Below are 18,461 nucleotides of genomic sequence, written 5' to 3'. Positions count from 1 at the left end.
AATTCGTGTCGTTCCGGCCCTGTGGGCCGACCGACTCCATCCGCCTCACCCCGGCGGAAGGGTTCTGCTTCTCTGCTGGTGCCGGAGGCGCCATTCGGTGCCCCGTGAGTGTGTGACCGGTTTACCTAGCCATGGGGCCGGCGCATGCTGCGGTACAGCTCGATCGCGGAGTCCGGCGGGAAGTTGGGGACATAGGTGACGGCTCCGTCGGATTTGGAGATCACCATATGGCTGCCACCCAACGGCGCCTGAGTGCCGGGCGGCGGCGGGGGCATGACGGCGTGGACGAGGAATCCGGTGTCGAACTCCGCCACGTGCAAGGGCGCCGGGTTTCCTTCCAGGTCCAGTACTTCGAATCGGGCGCGAGCGGCAGCCAATGCCTCGTCGGCAGTGGCGGGGACGGGCAATACCGGTTCGGGCGCGTCAGGATGTGACACGGACTTTCTCCTGTCAGTGAAGGGGCGACTGTGGGGCAGGCGCGGACAAGCGGTGGTACTCGGGTTCGGCGCGGGACGGTGGCCGTCGACATGTCGAGGTGAGGCCCGAGGCGACGCCGTAACCGATACGGCGCAGATGCGACGTGAACATTCGGCCCTCGCTGCCGCGGCCACGCTGCGGTGGCGACCCTGCAACCCCGCTGTGCGGTCGCCACACGCCCCCGTGGTGCGGGCCGTGTCACTTGCTCGTGGACGACTTCAGAATCCGTATGTCGCCGCCGAACTGGTTCTCCGGCTTGTGCTCCTTGATCAGAGCGTCGGTGAAGTCCTCGTTCTCGTCGTGGTTCTTCGCCATCCGCTCCAACGCCTTGCCTATTTCGTTGAGCTTGGTGGCAAGGTGCTCCATCGAGTCCGTCATGCCGTCGCGCAGGCCTTCGTAGACCACGCCGAACTTCTCGCCGAGCTCGTCGTCACCCCACGGCGGGGTGCCTTCCTTGTCGCTGAAGGTGGTCAGGCCCTTCCAGGCGTCCTGGGCGACGCTCGAAACCGTCGTCTCCTTCGGCGCTTCGCCTCCGCCGCCGCCACCGTCACCCTGCGCGGCCAGGCCATTCTTCAGCTTGGCGGTCGCCTGGTAGAAATCCCTGCCGATCTCGGAGAAATTCTTCCCCTCGGTCTTCAGCGTGCCCGAATTGCTCTTGAACCCGTCACCCATGCCTGTTCCCCCGTTCACCATCCGGCGCCGTCAAGTTGCCGGTCACATCCGTCTCATGGCTGTGCCAGCGTACCCAGTGGCACGGCCAGGCCCTCAACCCCTGGGTGTCACAGTGCTGTCCCGGGAGTGTTTGGCCGATACATCTTCCGGGGCACGGCGATCGCCGTGCCCGGGGTGGCCGATGACGAACTCGCGCAGCAGCGAGAGCGGCTGGGGGCCGTCAGGTGGGCACGAGCCCTTGGCCCGTATCCGGCTCCGGGCTCAGTCCCGGTGTCCACCCCGTCCCCGCTTCTTCGGCCCCGTGACCAGGTGGGCCGAGGGACCGTCGTGCTCGGCGCGCTCCTTCTGCTCTTCCTCGTCCCGCTTGCGCTCCCACTGCTCGCGCTTCTCACGCTCGGCCTCGCGGTCCTCCACGGTCTGCGACTCGGCGGCGCGGCGGATCTCGGTCATACGGTCGCCCAGCGCGTCCATGTAGCGCTCGCTCTTGATGGCGTCGGTCATTCCCATCCGTCCCGACAGGATGTCCTGGGCCATCTCCTGGAGCGGTCCGCCCACCTTGGGATTGCCGGCCAGAGTGCGCAGCGCCTTGTGGAGGCTGTGCGCCTGCTCGGGGTCCTGCGCGACGTCCATGAGCTCGGAGTCGTCGATCTCCCGCTTGCCCGGTTCCGGTCCGCTGCTGGTCATGAGAACCCCCATCGAGCCCAGAGGGCCTTTCGCGCGCACCGAACGCGGCTTTCGCCTCGCTACAGCCGGCTACAAATGACGACGAGATTATTCAGCCGGCCCTTTGGGCCGTCAAACGAAGCGCAGAGACGCTTCGTTCGTCGCGCTCGCGCATCCCTCCCGACTCAGACCTGCCCCCCACCCGGTTTCGACCTCATATCCGTCCACATTCCGCACTCCACACAATTTTGACCAATGGGGCATAACCAGGAACGGGACCCGGCTCCATGCGGCAGAATGGTTACCCGTGACCATTCGCTTGCTGATTGCCGACGACCAGGAGATGGTCCGCCGCGGAATGCGACGCATCGTGGAGAGCCAGCCGGACATGGAGGTGGTCGGCGAGGCGGCGAACGGGGTCGACGCCGTGGAGTTGGCGCGGGCTCTGGAACCGGATGTGGCGTTGGTGGACATCCGTATGCCGCGGATGGACGGGCTGGAGGTGACCCGCCTGCTCGCGGACTCCGCGGCGGAGCGTCCGACGAAGGTGGTCGTGGTGACGACGTTCGACCTGGACGAGTATGTCTATCCCGCGCTGCGGTACGGAGCTTCGGGTTTTCTGCTCAAGCGATCGGGGCCGGCGCTGCTGGTCGAGGCGGTTCGGGCGGCGGTGTCGGGGGACAGCCTGATCAGCCCGGAGATCACCGTGCGGCTGCTTCGGCATGTGAGGGGTGCCGACACACGGCGCAAGAAGGGGAGTTCGCCGCTGACCGGGCGGGAGGTCGAGGTAGCCGCGCTGGTGGGTGAGGGGAAGACCAATGCCGACATCGCGGCTGAGCTGTTCATCTCGGCCGGGACGGTCAAGACGCATGTGGCCAGCATTCAGCGGAAGTTCGGGGTGCGCAATCGCGTCGGAGTGGCCGTGCGTGCGTGGGAGTTGGGGTACGTGGAGGGCCGAGGCGCGCGCTGAATCGCGAGACCGCGCGTTCGCGCCGGTGCTCTCGCGGCCGTGTGCGTAGCCTCGGCTCGTGGACGACGACGTGAGAGCCTCGGGACGTAAGCGCCGTATCTGGTGTGCGGTGCTCGTGGTGATGGTTCTGTTTCCTGCCCTGGGCACCTCGGTCGGTGCCCTTCCCTTGGCGCTCTGTGCGGCTGTGGCCGTGACGGCCGCGATGCTGGGGCGGCCCACGGGACGTGTTTCCCTCGCCCAGGCGTCGGGCTTCACCGCGGTTCTGTCGCTGGTGCTGGACTTCGCGTATGTCGGCGATCCGAAGCCGATCGGGTTCTGGCTGCCCTTCGAGGGGGCCGCGTTGCTGGTTCTGCTGTACCGGGTGACGCGGCGGGAGCCCGCGTCCCGGGTCGGCTGGGTCGGTGGGCTGGTGGGGGCGGCGATCGTTTGCTTGCTGTTGCGGGTTACGTTGCATGCGCCGGAGCAGGAGTGGCGGGCGTCGGTCTTCGGGGTGTTCCTGGGGTTCTTCCCTGCCGCGTGCGTGGCCGGGGTCGGGCTCTATCTGAGGGCGCTGGACGGGCGGCGGACCCGGGCAGTCGCTCAGGCGTTGCGTGACCAGCGCCTGGACGTTGCGCGTGACCTGCATGACTTTGTCGCGCATGAGGTGACGGGCATCGTGCTGGAGGTTCAGGGGGCACAACTGGAACAGGGGGTTCCGGAGCAGGCCCGGGAGCTGCTGGAACGCATCGAGGCGGCGGGGCTGCGGGCGCTGGACTCCATGGACCGGACGGTGCGGGCGCTGCGCCGGGTGGACGGCAAGAAGCGGGAGGAGGTGCCTCCCACCCGTGTGTACGGATTGGCCGACCTGGGTGAGCTGGTGGATCGTTTCTCCGCTATGACGAGCGCGGAAACGCAGCTGTCGCAAGGGGACGGGCTGGCGGGGGTGCTGCCGCGAGAGGGCGGGGACACCGCGTACCGCGTGGTGCTGGAGTCGCTGACCAATGTACGGCGGCATGCGCCGCGCGCCGCCCGGGTCGTGGTGGAGGTCCGGCGTACTGCCGAGGGTTCGGTCGAGGTGACGGTCACCAATGACGGGGGCGGGGCGCCCGGGAGCACCCGGACCGGTGGTGGCACGGGGCTGGCCGGGCTGGCGGAGCGGGTCGATGCGCTGGGTGGGGCGTTTGGGGCGGGCCCGCACGGTGGGGGGTGGCGGGTGAGCTGCGTACTCCCGGGCGTAACGGTGCCAGGTGCGTGGGAAGTCGCGGATTAGGGCCGCTGGTCCAGGCTCCGAACGAGTTCGCGGATATCTGCCATTCGGGAGATGTGCCCCCTGTCCCCCGTTGGAAAGCTCGGTGCCGGTCAAGGAACGCGAGCCTGGAGGGGCAGATGCTCAACGGTGGGAAGTCGAAACGGAGCGGTACCCGTGCGGTGGCCGTGCCGGCCGCTGTCACGGCGCTGGCACTGGTGCTGGGATTGGGGCTGACCGGCTGTTCGGTCGAGGCTTCGGAGGCGACGCCTGAGTCGAAGACCTTTCCCCTCCAGGGCAGGACCCTCAACGTCAAGGCTCACGAGATCGCCACCGACCTGGTCGCGGTGGACCGCAAGGACGTCAAGGTCACCCGCTGGTTCGACGCGGCGGCCGGCAGTGAGCACCTGTCGTGGGAGCTGAAGGGGGACGTGCTGGACATCGACGCGGGGTGCAGCGGCTTCGCGATCTGTGACGCGAAGTTCAGAGTGGAGGTCCCCAAGGGCGTCACCGTGCTGCGGGACGGCCGGAAGACCGGGCTGCGGGGCGAAGGCTGATCATGCTCCGGCTTTCCGGGATCACCAAGGTCTACAAGGGCGGCAAACGGGCCGTCGACGACCTGACCCTGCACATGGGGCCGGGCATGCTGGGGCTGCTGGGGCCCAACGGGGCGGGGAAGTCCTCGCTGATGCGGATCGCCGCCACGGTCACCCGTCCCACCGGTGGCGAGGTGCATTTCCACGGCGAGGACGTGGTGGCCAGGCCGGATGTCCTGCGCAAGGCCCTCGGGTATCTGCCCCAGGACTTCGGCGTCTATCCGAACCTCACCTCGCGCGAGTTCCTGACGTACCTGGCCGCCGCCAAGGGTGTGTCGGCCCGGTCCGCGAAGGCCCGCATCGACGAGTTGCTGGAGCTGGTCAATCTCACCGGGGCCGTCAAGCGGCCCCTGGGCACGTACTCCGGCGGGATGCTGCGCCGGGTGGGCATCGCCCAGGTGCTGCTCGGCGACCCGCAGGTCATCATCGTGGACGAACCGACGGCCGGGCTCGATCCGGAGGAGCGGGTGCGGTTCCGCAATCTGCTCAGTGACCTGGCCTCGGACCGGGTCGTGATGCTCTCCACCCACATCGTCTCCGACGTGGAGTCGGTGGCCTCCGACATCGCGGTCGTGGCGAACGGCCGGCTGGAGCGCCGCGGCACGCCGGAGGCGCTGCTGGACGAGGTGGCCGGGCAGGTGTGGGAGGCCCTGGTCGAGCCTGGCGCCGTCCCGCAGGTGCAGGCGCGGTACGTCGTGAGCCGGGTGGTGCGCACCGTCCAGGGCGTGAAGGTCCGGCTGCTGTCCCCGTCACAGCCGTATGAGGGCGCAGTCCAGCTCACCCCCGATCTGGAGGACGCCTATCTGCACGTCATCAACGGGGCTCCCGGGAAGGGTGATTACGGTGCCGCCGCGTCGCAGCGGCTGCGCTCGGGCGGTGTGGTCCGATGACGCGGGTGCTCTCCGGCCTGGCGGTGGCCGACTTCAAGGACCGGGTACGGCGGCCCGCCTACCTGGTGACGCTGGCCGCGGCCGTGGCCCTCGGTTACGTGGCGGTGCCGGATTCGGGTGCCAAGTGGGTCATCATGCAGCTCGGTGACCACCGCGGCGTCTACAACAGCGCGTATGTCGGCACGGCGACCGCGCTGGCCTGCGGCCTGTGGGTGTCGCTCGGCGGCTTCTACGTCGTACGCGACTCCATCGGGCGCGACCGCCGCTCCGGAGTGGGGCAGTTGCTCGCCGCGACTCCCGTGCGGACCTCGTCGTACATGGCGGGGAAGTTTCTGAGCAATCTCCTGGTGCTCGCCTCGATGGTGGGAGTGCTCGCCCTGACCGCGCTGGTGATGCAGCTCGTGCGCGGTGAGGACATGAGTGTGGACCCGGTCGCGCTCTGGCAGCCGTTCTTGCTGCTCGCGGTGCCGCTGGTGGCGTTGACCGCGGCTTTCGCCCTGTTCTTCGAGGCGGTGCCGCTGCTGCGCGGCGGGCTGGGCAATGTCGTGTGGTTCTGCCTCTGGGCGGTGTTGGCCGTGGGGGGCCAGGGGCCCGGCCTGCCGTTGGGCGGCATCGGTGTGAACAGTGTCGCCATGTCGATGTACGCGGACATGGCGGCGCAGAAGGTCACGGTGGACGGCGCGTTCAGCTTGGGCCTGACGTTCCTCGACAAGCCGTTGCAGGTGTTCGACTGGCACGGCTTCACGCCGTCCGGCGGCTATGTACTGGCCCGGACGGTGTTCGTCGGCATCGCGGTGGTCGTCGCGCTGCTGCCCGCCCTGTGGTTCCGCCGCTTCGATCCGGCGCGGGACAAGCCGTCGGCCGAGCTACCGCAGCAGGACCAGGCGGCTGGCTCGGGCCCGGCCGTATATGTGGACGAGATGCCGCGGTCGGCGGGCGACCGGCGGGCCTCCGCCTCGGCCCTGCTGGGGACGCCGCCGGAGCCTGGCCGCGTCATGCTGCGTCTGTGGGTCGGTGAGCTGCGCATCCTGCTGCAGGGCGTGCCGAAAGGGTGGTGGTGGGGTGCCGGGTTCTGGATGATCCTCGGCGTCTGCTCGACGATGCCCGGTGCGACCCGGCTGATGCTGCCGGTGTCCTGGCTCTGGCCGGTGCTGATCTGGTCGCGGCTCGGGACCCAGCGCCACGAGCACGGCGTGGAGGGCATCCTCGGCGCCTACCCTTCGGCGCGCCGCCGGGTGGTCGCGGAATGGGCGGCGGGCGCCGCGCTCACCGCGGTGGTAGGGCTCGGGCCGCTGGTCCGGCTGGTCATCGCCGGGGACGGCACAGGGGTCGCGTGCTGGGCCGCCGGTGCGCTGTTCGTTCCGTCGCTGGCGCTGGCCCTGGGCACCCTCAGCCGTACCCACCGCCTCTTCCAGGCCGTCTATCTGCCCTTCTGGTACACGGTCGCCGACGGTCTGCCGCTCTTCGACTTCATGGGCGCCATCCGGATCGAGGGCCGGCCGGCGGGGCTGCCCCCGGCGGTGGTGCTCGCGATGTCGGCGGTGCTGGTCGCGGTGGTCTTCATGGCCGGGTCGATGCGGCGGCTCGCCCGGGACTGATGTCCGGCCGGGGCGCCCTCCCCGCGTCACTCCTCCCGGCCCCTCCTCCGGTCGGACGACGGCCACACGTACGGCAGCCCTTCCGGGACGTCGGGGAACAGCGGGCGGTAGTGCTCCGGGGCCTTGGTCACCAGGGCGGACTGGTGGCTGCGGTGGAAGGCCGGGTCGCCCAGCCAGTTCGGGAGGTCCCCGGTTTCGCCGAGTTCGGCGTAGGGGCGTACGGGGGTGCGGGGGCGGTGGGCGGTGAAGTCCTGGGCGAGGGTGGTGGCGCAGGTGTCCTGGCGGCCGGCGTCGGTCCATTCGCGGCACATTTCGAGGCCGTAGCGGACCAGGGCCTCCTCGTAGCCCGTCCACATGCGTACGGCCGGGTGCTGCCGCCAGCCGTAGCCGGGGACGGTGAGGCCGCGCAGGACCTGGAGGGTCTCCACCCGCTGCTTGCCGAGCCGGCGTGCGTCGAGGACGGCGGCGGAGGCCGCGAAGTCGGGGTACGGGAGGAAGGTCTGCATGGGAACAGGTGTAGCCCCTGTGCCGGGGTGGCGCAGGGGCGGTTGCTTCGTATGGCCCAGTGGCCGGGGCATACGGGCCGGCGGCCGGGGGCGGGCCCTGAACGGGGGTCAGGGCCCGCCCCGCGGTCTCCGGCGGGCTACGGCAGCAGTCCGGACAGCGGGGTGTCCGGTGCGGTGATGGCCGCGGTCAGCAGCGTGACCAGCGACGCCGCCACCCCCTCCACCGTCTCCCGCTCGAAGAGGTCCGTGTTGTATTCCACGAAGCCGTCGAGGCCCTCGGGGGCGCCCTGGGCGGTGCGGTGTTCGGTGAGGCCGATGGAGAGGTCGAAGTGGGCGACGTGGAGGTCCACGGGTTCGGGGCGGGCGTGGTTGCCGCCGAGGGTGAAGTGGCGTTCGGGGGCGTTGTCGAGGGTGAGGAGGGTCTGGAAGAGGGGGTGCCGGGAGGTGGAGCGGGCCGGGTTGAGGGCCTCCACGAGCTGTTCGAAGGGGATGTCCTGGTGGGCCCAGGCCGCGAGGTCGGTGTCGCGGACGCGGGCGAGGAGGTCGCGGAAGGTGGGGTCGCCCGAGGTGTCGGTCCGCAGGACGAGGGTGTTGACGAAGAAGCCGACGAGGTCGTCCAGGGCCTGGTCGGTGCGGCCGGCGATGGGGCTGCCGATCGGGATGTCGGTGCCGGCGCCGAGGTGGGTCAGGAGGGCCGACAAACCGGCCTGGACGACCATGTAGAGGCTGGTGCCGGTGTCGCCGGCCAGGGCCTGCAGGCCCTGGTGGAGGTCGGCGGGGAGGCGGAGGGGGAACATGTCGCCGCGGTAGGTGGTGACCTCTGGGCGGGGGTGGTCGAGGGGGAGGGGAATTTCGGCGGGGAGGCCGGCGAGTTGGTCGCGCCAGAACGCCAGTTGCCGGTTGTAGGCGCTGTCGGGGTCGTCCGGGTCGCCGAGGAAGTCCTGCTGCCACAGGGTGTGGTCGGCGTACTGGACGGGGAGCGGCGACCACTGCGGGTCCTCGCCCGCGGCGCGCGCGTCGTAGGCGGCGGCGAGGTCGCGGGAGAGCGGGGCCATGGACCAGCCGTCGCCCGCGATGTGGTGCAGGAGCAGGAGGAGGACGTGGTCGGTGGGGCCGGTCGAGAAGAGGGTGGCGCGCAGGGGGTGTTCGGTGGTGATGTCGAAGCAGTGGCGGGCGGCTTCGTGCAGGGCGGGGGCCAGGTCACCGGGCTCCACCTCGATGGCGGTCAGCAGGTCGCGGCCGGAGTCCGGCGGCAGGATGATCTGCTGGGCGGCCCGGGCCTTGCGGGGGAAGACGGTGCGCAGGCTCTCGTGCCGGGCGACGAGGTCGCCGATGGCGGCCCGTAGCGCTTCGGGGTCGAGTTTGCCGGAGAAGCGCAGGGCGAGCGGGATGTTGTAGGTGGGGCTGGGGCCTTCGAGGCGGTGCAGGAACCAGAGCCGTCGCTGGGCGTAGGAGAGGGGGACGGTGTCGGGGCGTACGGCGGGTTTCACCGGCGGGCGGGCCTGGGCGGTGGTGGAGTCCAGGCGCTGGACGAGGGCCGCGACGGTGGGGGCTTCGAAGAGGGCGCCGATGGGCAGTTCGACGTTCAGGGCGGTGCGGATGCGGCTGATCAGGCGGGTCGCCATGAGGGAGTGTCCGCCGAGGACGAAGAAGCTGTCGTCGATGCCGACGCGGGGCACGCGCAGCACGTCGGCGTACAGCCCGCAGAGGATCTCTTCCTTCGGGGAGCGGGGGCCGCGGCCGCCGAGTTCGGAGCGCGGGTCGGGGGCGGGCAGGGCCTTGCGGTCCACCTTGCCGTTCGGGGTGAGCGGCATGGTGTCGAGCGCCACGATGGCGGACGGCACCATGTAGGCGGGCAGGCGGTCGCGCAGGTGGCGGCGGAGAGCGGTGGAGTCGAAGGCTTCCCTGGAGACGGGGACGAGGTGGGCGACCAGGCGTGCGTCGCCCGGGGTGATCTCGCGCAGGTTGACGGTGGCCTGGGCGACGGCGGGGTGGGCGTCCAGGACCGTTTCGATCTCGCCGAGTTCGATGCGGAAGCCGCGCATCTTGACCTGGGAGTCGGCGCGGCCGATGTAGTCGAGTTGGCCGTCCGGGGTCCAGCGGACCAGGTCGCCGGTGCGGTACATGCGGGCGCCGGGTGCGCCGAAGGGGTCGGCGACGAAGCGTTCGGCGGTGAGGCCGGGGCGGTTCAGGTAGCCACGGGCCGGGCCGGTGCCGCCGACGTACAGTTCGCCGGTCACCGAGGGGGCGACGGGGCGCAGGGCACTGTCGAGGACGTAGACGCGCATGTTGTCCATGGGGCGGCCGATGGGGACCGTTCCGGCGACCCGCCGCGGTGCCCGCATCGCGTGGTACGTCGCCGACATGGTGACCTCGGTGGGCCCGTAGACATTGCAGACGCGGGTGTCCGGGCAGGCGTTGAGGATCTTCTGTACGGCGGACGGGGAGGCCGCTTCGCCGCCCGTCCAGACCTGCCGTACGCCCGCGAGCGCGCCGGGGCACTCCTCGGCGAGCAGGTTGAACAGGGCGGTGGTGAGGAGGACCGCGGTGATGTGGTGGGTGGTGAGCAGGTCGCGGTAATCGTCCGGGGTGAGGTCGCCGGGCGGGGCCATGACCAGGTGGCCGCCGTTCAGGAGCGGTACCCACAGGTCGAAGGTGGAGGCGTCGAAGGCGGTGGAGGCGTGGCCGAGCACGGTGTGCCGGGCGCCGTCCGGGGCGTCCTCGGCCCAGCAGTGGTCGGCGGCCAGGGCCACCACGTCGCCCTGGGTGACGGCGATGCCCTTGGGCGCGCCGGTCGAGCCGGAGGTGTACATGACGTACGCGACGGAGTCGGCGTACGCGGCGGGAGCGGCGAAGTCGGTGCCGGGGAGGTCTGCCACCGTCTCCGCGCAGGCGTCGACGGCGAGGGCGGGGACGCCGGGGAGGTAGGCGGCGGCCGGCAGGTCCCGCTGGGTGAGGACCACGACCGCTTCGGTCTCGGCCGCGATCAGCCGCATCCGGGCGGCCGGGTAGCGCTTGTCGAGCGGTACGTACACGCCGCCCGCCTTGAGGACGGCGAGGATCGCGACGACCAGGTCGGCGGAGCGGTCCAGCAGGACGGCGACGCGGCTCTCGGCGCCGACTGCGTACGCGCTGGTCAGGTGCCGGGCGAGGCGATTGGCGCGGGCGTTCAGCTGGGCGTAGGTGAGGGTCGCGCCGTCGAAGGTGAGGGCGGGCGCGTCCGGGGTCTCGGCCGCCCTGGCCTGGAACGCCTCGGCGAGGGAGGTGCGCCGGACCGGCCGGTCGGTGGCGTTGACCTCGCCGAGCAGCAGGGCCCGTTCGTCGGCGGTCAGCACGTCGAGGTGGGCCAGTGACCGGTCGGGGTCGGCGGTCACCGCGTCGAGCAGGGCGACGAACCGGGCGGCCAGCGCCTCGACCGTACGCCGGTCGAAGAGGTCGGTGCTGTATTCGATCGCGCCGTCCATGCCGGGGCGTTCGCCGTGCGCGCCGCGCCGTTCGGTCAGGAAGACGGACATGTCGAAGCGGGCGGCGTCGACGTGGACGGGTTCGGTGTGGGCGGCGTGGCCGCCGAGGGTGAACTCACCTTCGGGCGCGTTGTCGAGGGTGAGCATGGTCTGGAAGAGGGAGTTGCGGGCCGCCGAGCGGACCGGGTTGAGGGCTTCGACGAGTTGCTCGAAGGGCAGGTCCTGGTGGGCCCAGCCGGCGAGGGCGGTGCTGCGTACGCGTTGGAGCAGTTCGCGGAAGGTCGGGTCGCCGGAGGTGTCCGTCCGCAGCACGAGGGTGTTGACGAAGAAGCCGATGTGATCGTCGAGGGCCTGGTCGGTACGGCCCGCGACGGGGCTGCCGAGCGGGATGTCGGTGCCGGCGCCGAGCCGGGTGAACAGGGTGGCCAGGCCCGCCTGGAGCACCATGTAGAGGCTGGTGCCGGTCTCGCCCGCGAGGGTGTGCAGGCGTTGGTGCAGCTTGGCGGGGATCTCCCAGGTGATCGAGTCGCCGCGGAAGGAGGCGCGCTGCGGGCGGGGGCGGTCGAAGGGCAGCGCGATCTCTTCGGGGAGGCCCTTCAACTGGTCGCGCCAGTAGGCGATCTGGCGTCCGTAGACGCTGTCGGTGTCCTCGGGGTCGCCGAGGTGGTCCCGCTGCCAGAGGGTGTAATCGGCGTACTGGACGGGCAGCGGGGTCCACTGCGGGGCCCGTCCGGCGCGGCGCGCGTCGTACGCCGTGGCCACGTCGCGGGAGAGCGGCGCCATCGACCAGCCGTCACCGGCGACGTGGTGGAGCAGCAGGAGCAGCACGGTCTCGTCCGGTCCCGCACGGAAGAGCTTCACGTGCAGCGGCAGGTCGGCGGTCAGGTCGAAGCGGTGCCGGGCGCCTTCCTTCAGGAGGGCGCGGAACGCCTCCGGGTCGCCGGGGACGTCCTCGGTGACGGTGAGGATGTCGAAGGCGCCGGGGTCGGTGGCCGGATCGAGGATCACCTGCTGTGGGGTGCCGCCGGTCTCGCGGAAGACCGTGCGCAGGCTTTCGTGCCGGGCGAGCAGGTCGGCCAGCGCGGCGCGCAGGGCGTCCTCGTCCACCGGGCCCGCGATGCGCAGCATGAGGGGGATGTTGTAGGTGGGGCTGGGGCCTTCGAGGCGGTACTGGAACCACAGGCGGCGCTGGGCGTACGACAGCGGCAGCACCTCGGGGCGCGGCATGGGCCGCAGGGCGCTGCGGGTGCGCGCGGTGGACAGGCCGAGGCGTTCGACCAGGGCCTCGACGGTGGGGGCCTCGAAGAGGGCGGCGATGGGCAGTTCCACGCCGAGGACCGCGCGGACACGGCTGACCAGGCGGGTGGCGAGCAGCGAGTGGCCGCCGAGGGCGAAGAAGCTGTCGTCGATGCCGACGCTCGGGACGCCGAGGAGGTCGGCGTACAGCTCGCACAGGATCTCCTCCTGCGGCGAGCGCGGCGCCCGGCCGCCCGTGTCGGCTCCGGTACGGGCCGGGTCGGGGGCGGGCAGCGCCTTGCGGTCCACCTTGCCGTTCGGGGTCAGTGGCAGCGCGTCGAGCACCGTGATCACGGACGGCACCAGGTGTTCGGGGAGCCGGGCGAGCAGGTCGCGGCGGAGGCCGGCGGCGAGGGTCTGCCGGGCGGCGTCCTCGGCGGGCACGACGTAGCCGGTCAGGCGGAGGTCGCCGGTGCGGTCGGCGCGCGCCGCCACGGCGGCCTGCCGTACCGCCGGGTGGGCGGCGAGCGCCTGCTCGACCTCGCCCGGCTCGATGCGGTGGCCGCGTACCTTGACCTGGTCGTCGGCGCGGCCGACGAACTCCAGGTCGCCGTCACCGCGGCGTCGTACCAGGTCGCCGGTGCGGTACATCCGCGCGCCCGTGGGCCCGAACGGGCAGGCCACGAACCGCTCCGCGGTCAGCGCGGAACGTCCGAGGTAGCCGCGGGCCAGGCCGGAACCCGCGAGGTACAGCTCCCCCGCGGCGCCGTCCGGCACCGGCCGTAGCAGTGCGTCGAGCACGAACAGCCGTACGTCGCCGATCGGCGCGCCGAGCGAGGGCACCACGCGGCCGGACAGCGGCTCGCCCACCGTCGCGCACACCGTGGCCTCGGTCGGGCCGTACGCGTTGACCATGCGGCGCCCGGACGACCACCGTTCCACGAGGTCGGCGGGGCAGGCCTCGCCCGCCACCACCAGCGAGACGACGCCGGGCAGGGTCGCCTGCGGCGGCAGGGCGGCGAGGACCGACGGCGGCAGGGTGGCGTGCGTGACGCGCTGCTCCGCGAGCAGTTCCTCCAGCCCGGCGCCCGGCAGCAGCCGCTCCCCCGGCGCCATGACCAGGGCGGCGCCCGCCAGCCAGGTCACGCACATCTCGGAGACCGAAGCGTCGAAGCTCGGGGAGGCGAATTGGAGCACCCGGCTCTCCCCCGTCACCGCGAAGCGTTCGGCCTGCGAGGTTGCCAGCGCGGCGAGGCCGGTGTGGGAGACGACGACGCCCTTGGGCGTGCCCGTCGAACCGGAGGTGTGGATCACGTACGCCGGGTGGGACGGGCGGAGCCCGGTCGCGGGGTCGGTGTCCGGATACGCCGACAGGTCCGCCAGAGCCCGGCGCATCGCCTCGGCGTCCAGGACGAGGGCGGGCGCGGCGTCGGCCAGGACGAAGGCACGCCGCTCGGCGGGGTAGTCCGGGTCGACGGGCACGTATGCGCCGCCCGCCTTCAGGACGGCGAGCAGCGCCACCGCCAGCTCGGCCGAGCGCGGCAGCGCCACGGCCACCAGCGCCTCCGGGCCGACGCCCTGGCCGGTCAGCCAGTGGGCCAGGCGGTTGGCGCGGGCGTTCAGTTCCGTGTACGAGAGCGAGACGTCCTCGAAGACCAGCGCCGTGGCCTCGGGGGTGCGCGCCACCTGCTCCGCGAACAGTCCGGGCAGCGTGCTGTGCCGCACCGCCGGACGGGCGGCCGAGGCATCGCGCCGCAGCCGCTCGTGCTCCTCGGTGGTCAGTACGTCGAGGTGCGCGAGGGGCACGTCCGGCGTGGCGGCGGCCGTCTCCAGGACGCGGACGAGCTGGGCGGCGAGGGTGGCGACCGTGGAGCGGTCGAAGAGGTCGGTGCTGAACTCCACGAAGCCGTCCAGGCCGCATGGTTCGCCCTGCGGGCTCTGGCGCTCCCAGAGGCTGAAGAAGAGGTCGTACTTGGCGGTGCCGGTGCTGATCAGCTCGGTGCGGGTCCGGACGCCGAGCCGGTCGAAGCCGCCCTCGGGGGCGTTCTGCACGGCGGCGACCACCTGGAACAGGGGCTGCCGGCCCGCCGACCGTACCGGGTTGAGGGCTTCCACCAGCTGCTCGAACGGCAGGTCCTGGTGGGACCAGGCGGCCAGGTCGGTGTCGCGGACGCGGCGCAGCAGGTCGCGGAAGGTCGGGTTGCCGGAGGTGTCCGTACGCAGTACGAGGGTGTTGACGAAGAAGCCCACCAGGTCGTCCAGGGCCTGGTCGGTGCGGCCCGCGACGGGGCTGCCGACCGGGATGTCGGTGCCAGCGCCGAGGCGGGTGAGCAGGGCAGCCAGGCCCGCCTGCACGATCATGAACAGGCTGGTGCCGGTGTCGCGTGCCAGGGCGTGCAGGTTCTGGTGCAGTGCGGCGGGCAGTTCCAGGTCGAGCGCGTCGCCCCGGTACGTCGCGCGCCGGGGGCGCGGGCGGTCGTAAGGGAGCGCGATCTCTTCGGGGATGCCATTCAGCTGCCGTGTCCAATAAGCGAGTTCCCGCGCTTGGACACTGGCCGGGTCCTCGGGGCCGCCGAGAAAGTCGCGCTGCCAGAGGGTGTAATCGGCGTACTGGACCGGCAGCGGCGACCACTGCGGCGCACGGCCCTGGCGGCGCGCGTCGTACGCCTCCGCCAGGTCGCGCGAGAGCGGCGCCGACGACCAGCCGTCACCGGCGATGTGGTGCAGCAACAGCAGCAGCACGTGTTCGTCGGGCGCGACCTGGAACAGCGTGGCGCGCAGCGGCAGTTCGGCGGCGATGTCGAAGGCGTGGCGGGTGGCCTCGTGAAGCAGGTGCCGTACGTCGTCGGGGCCGGTCCGCACCACGGAGAACACGGACGGCAGGCCGTCCGGCTCGGCGGTGCCGAGGACGACCTGGCGCGGGGTGCCGGTGGCCGTCTCGTGGAAGACCGTGCGCAGGCTCTCGTGCCGGGCGAGCAGGTCGCCCAGCGCGGCGCGCAGCGCGTCGTGGTCCAGCTCGCCGGACAGGTGCAGCGCCGTCGGGACGTTGTACGTGGCGCTCGGGCCCTCCAGCCGGTGCAGGAACCACAGGCGGCGCTGGGCGTACGACAGCGGCAGCACCTCGGGGCGCGGCATGGGCCGCAGGGCCGGGCGGCTCCCGGAGGCGGCGGCGTCGACGTGCTCGGCGAGCGCGGCGACCGTGGGCGCCTCGAACACGGCGGTGATCGGCAGGTCCACGTCCAGGGCGGTGCGGATGCGGCCGATCAGGCGGGTGGCGAGCAGTGAGTGGCCGCCCAGGGTGAAGAAGTTGTCGTCGATGCCGACCTGCGGCACGCCGAGGATGTCGGCGTACAGCTCGCACAGCACGCCCTCGCGCGGGGTGCGCGGCGCCCGGCCGCCGGTCCCGTCGCCGAGGTGGGCCGGGCCGGGCGCGGGCAGCGCGGCGCGGTCGACCTTGCCGTTGGGCGTCAGGGGCAGGGTGTCCAGTGCGACGAGGGCGGACGGGACGAGGTGGGCGGGCAGCCGGTCGCGCAGGTACCGGTGGAGGTCGGTGACCAGGGCTGCGGTGTTCAGGGCCGCGCCGGGGTCGGTGGTGTGGTCCGCGAGGGGGCCGGCGAGGTCTCCGGCGGGGCGGCAGAGGCCGACGGGGACCGCCGTGGCCAGGTCCTCCGGCGGTGCGAAGAGCACGTCGTACCGGCCTGCCGGGCTGTCCGGTGCCCAGGTGACGGCCGTCCACAGGCCGAGGCGGGCGCCCAGTCCGGTGAGCTGCTCCGGCTCGGCTCCGGCGGAGGCGTCGGTAGCGGCGTCGGCGGCTTCGGTGACGGCTCCGGTGGCGGCCAGCCGGGCGCGGGCCTCGGTCACCGGCAGGCCCGCCGTGACGGCGGCCTCGGCCGCCGCCTCGCCCGCCAGGCGCGGGTTGGGCACCCCGGTCAGGCGCAGCCGCTGTCCGGGCCGGTCGCGCAGGGCCTGTTCGAGGCCGGCTTCGCCGGTGACGTCCCGGCCCCAGACGAGAGCCGGGACGTCGGCGAAGGAGACCGTACGGGCGGGCCGCTTGTGCAGCACGGCGTCGTAGCGGTGGCGGGTCAGCTCGTTGTGGTGGCGGGTGCCCTTGAGCTGGAGGCCGGTGCCCGTCACGTCCGGCAGTTCGGCGGGCAGCGCGGCGAAGAAGTCCGGGTCGACCAGGAGTTCCTTCTCCAGCCGGACGCTCTGGTCGATGACCGCGCCGAGGGCGCCCGGCTCGGTGTCCGCGCCGGCGCGGTGCAGCTCGACGGCCGTACGGAAGAGGCGGAGCAGCCGCCGGTTGCGGAGGTCGCCGACGAAGACCCGGCCGCCGGGGGCCAGCAGGTCGACGGCGTTGCGCAGGACGCGCAGGAAGTAGGCGGCGTTGGGGAAGTACTGGGTGACCGAGTTGATCACGATGGTGTCGAAGTACCCGGTGGGCAGGCCCTCGGTGACGTCGGCGGGCCGGCAGCTCAGCTCGACCTTGCCGGCCAGCTCCGGTACGGCGGCGACCTGGCGGCGCAGCCGCTCGACGGCCGGGGCGGAGAAGTCCGCTCCCCAGTACGCCTCGCAGGCGGGCGCCACCCGCGACAGCAGCAGGCCGCTGCCGACGCCCATCTCCAGCACCCGGCGCGGCTTGAGGTCGAGGATGCGCCGTACGGTCTCGGCGCGCCAGTCGCGCATCTCCTCCACGGGGATCGCCGTGCCGTCGTAGCTGCTGTTCCAGCCGCTGAAGTCCTCGCCGAACGGCGGCTCGTCGTCCTGCGCCTTGGCCTCGTCGGCGTAGACCAGGTCGTGCATCTCCTGCCACTCGCCGACCTGGTGGTCGTCGGCCCCGGTGTCCGGCGCGGGGCCGTCGGCCGGTACGACGTAGCCGACCAGGCGTACGTCGCCGGGCCGGTCCTCGCGGGCGGCGACCACGGCCTGCCCGACCGCCGGGTGGGCGCCGAGCACCTGCTCGACCTCGCCCGGCTCGACGCGGTGGCCGCGTACCTTGACCTGGTCGTCGGCGCGGCCGACGAACTCCAGTCCGCCGTCGTCCCGGCGGCGCGCCAGGTCGCCGGTGCGGTACATCCGCGCGCCCGCCGGACCGAACGGGCAGGCCACGAACCGCTCCGCCGTCAGCCCGGAACGCCCGAGGTAGCCGCGGGCCAGGCCGCTGCCGGTGACGTACAGCTCGCCGGTGGCGCCGTCCGGCACCGGGCGCAGCGACGCGTCGAGGACGTACAGGCGTACGTCGGCGATCGGCGTGCCGAGCGCGGGCACCACGCGGCCGGACAGCGGCTCGCCCACCGTCGCGCACACTGTGGTCTCCGTCGGGCCGTACGCGTTGACCAGGCGCCGGCCCGCCGACCAGCGTTCGACCACGTCGGGCGGGCAGGCCTCGCCCGCGACCGCCAGCGTGGTGATCTCCGGGAGGGTGGTGTGCGGCGGGAGCGCCGCCAGCACGGACGGCGGCAGCGTGGCGTGGGTGACGCGCTGCTCGGCGACCAGTTCCGCGAGGCCCGCGCCGGGCAGCAGGCGGGCGGCGGGGGCCATGACGAGGGCGGCGCCGGTCAGCCAGGCGACGCAGATCTCCGCGACGGACGCGTCGAAGCTGGGCGAGGCGAACTGCAGGACGCGGCTCCCGGCCGTCACCGCGAACCGCTCGGCGTGCGCGGCGGCCAGCCCGGCGAGGCCCGCGTGGGAGACGACGACGCCCTTCGGGACGCCCGTCGAGCCGGACGTGTAGATGACGTACGCGGCGTGGCGCGGGGTGAGCCGCGTGCCGGGGCCGGTCGCGGGGCGGCCGGACAGGTCGCGGGGCAGGGTCGTCTCGTCGAGGACGAGGACGGGGGCCGCGTCGTCGAGGATGAAGGCGCGGCGCGCCCGCGGGTACTCCGGGTCGACGGGTACGTACGCGCCGCCCGCCTTCAGGACGCCGAGCAGCGCCACCGCCAGCTCCACCGAGCGCGGCAGGACCAGCGCCACCCGGGTCTCCGGGCCGACGCCCCGTTCGGCGAGCCAGTGCGCCAGGCGGTTGGCCCGCGCGTCCAGTTCCCGGTACGACAGCGCCGCGTCCTCGAAGACCAGCGCCGTGGCGTCCGGGGTGCGCGCCGCCTGACGGGCGAAGAGTTCCGGGAAGGGCGCGGTGGAAACCGCCGCCTGCGTCATGTCGTTCACTG

The 18,461-nt window shown here is 72.4% G+C and carries 10 protein-coding genes; 5 read left to right on the top strand and 5 right to left on the bottom strand.

Annotation, left to right across the window (positions count from 1 at the left end; genetic code table 11):
- Positions 1 to 125: 125 nt before the first annotated feature.
- The 3 genes from ACZ53K_RS11335 to ACZ53K_RS11325 all read right to left on the bottom strand — a co-directional run bounded on the left by ACZ53K_RS11335 (position 126) and on the right by ACZ53K_RS11325 (position 1,833).
- Positions 126 to 437 (bottom strand): hypothetical protein, encoded by a 312-nt coding sequence (locus ACZ53K_RS11335; protein WP_468834128.1) that lies wholly within the window; start codon positions 435 to 437, stop codon positions 126 to 128.
- A gap of 238 nt (positions 438 to 675) precedes the next feature.
- Positions 676 to 1,149, bottom strand: a complete 474-nt coding sequence (locus ACZ53K_RS11330) for a hypothetical protein (RefSeq protein WP_468834126.1) — start codon at positions 1,147 to 1,149, stop codon at positions 676 to 678.
- Between the two features lie 261 nt (positions 1,150 to 1,410).
- Complete coding sequence (locus ACZ53K_RS11325) at positions 1,411 to 1,833, bottom strand: hypothetical protein (protein WP_468834123.1); 423 nt, start codon at positions 1,831 to 1,833, stop codon at positions 1,411 to 1,413.
- A 286-nt stretch (positions 1,834 to 2,119) separates the two neighbouring features.
- Between ACZ53K_RS11325 and ACZ53K_RS11320 the strand changes: the two genes are divergently transcribed.
- From ACZ53K_RS11320 to ACZ53K_RS11300, 5 genes are all read left to right on the top strand, one after another.
- Positions 2,120 to 2,782 carry a response regulator gene (locus ACZ53K_RS11320; protein WP_468834121.1) on the top strand — a complete coding sequence of 221 codons (663 nt, stop codon included), beginning with the start codon at positions 2,120 to 2,122 and terminating at the stop codon, positions 2,780 to 2,782.
- A gap of 58 nt (positions 2,783 to 2,840) precedes the next feature.
- The gene (locus ACZ53K_RS11315; protein ID WP_468834119.1) at positions 2,841 to 4,031 is read left to right on the top strand and encodes a sensor histidine kinase; all 1,191 of its coding nucleotides are present in this window, start codon (positions 2,841 to 2,843) and stop codon (positions 4,029 to 4,031) included.
- Positions 4,032 to 4,195: 164 nt separating this feature from the next.
- The gene (locus tag ACZ53K_RS11310) at positions 4,196 to 4,564 is read left to right on the top strand and encodes a hypothetical protein (protein WP_468834117.1); all 369 of its coding nucleotides are present in this window, start codon (positions 4,196 to 4,198) and stop codon (positions 4,562 to 4,564) included.
- A gap of 2 nt (positions 4,565 to 4,566) precedes the next feature.
- A complete protein-coding gene (locus tag ACZ53K_RS11305) occupies positions 4,567 to 5,493 on the top strand; it encodes an ABC transporter ATP-binding protein (protein ID WP_468834114.1) in 927 nt (308 codons plus the stop codon).
- On the top strand, positions 5,490 to 7,091 hold the full coding sequence (locus ACZ53K_RS11300) for an ABC transporter permease (protein ID WP_468834111.1): 1,602 nt from the start codon (positions 5,490 to 5,492) through the stop codon (positions 7,089 to 7,091). Before ACZ53K_RS11305 ends, ACZ53K_RS11300 begins: the two co-directional genes overlap by 4 nt.
- A 26-nt stretch (positions 7,092 to 7,117) precedes the next feature.
- On the opposite strand, the gene ACZ53K_RS11295 is transcribed toward ACZ53K_RS11300, so the two are convergent.
- Positions 7,118 to 7,597, bottom strand: a complete 480-nt coding sequence (locus ACZ53K_RS11295) for an MSMEG_6728 family protein (RefSeq protein ID WP_468834109.1) — start codon at positions 7,595 to 7,597, stop codon at positions 7,118 to 7,120.
- A 137-nt stretch (positions 7,598 to 7,734) separates the two neighbouring features.
- Entirely contained in the window at positions 7,735 to 18,459 is a 10,725-nt protein-coding gene (locus ACZ53K_RS11290; protein WP_468834106.1) for an amino acid adenylation domain-containing protein, read from the bottom strand.
- Positions 18,460 to 18,461: the final 2 nt, after the last annotated feature.

Source organism: Streptomyces sp. NPDC033221, assembly GCF_055577005.1.
The sequence above is the reverse complement of the archived record's forward strand: the minus strand, read 5'-3'. Positions and strand labels throughout refer to the sequence as shown.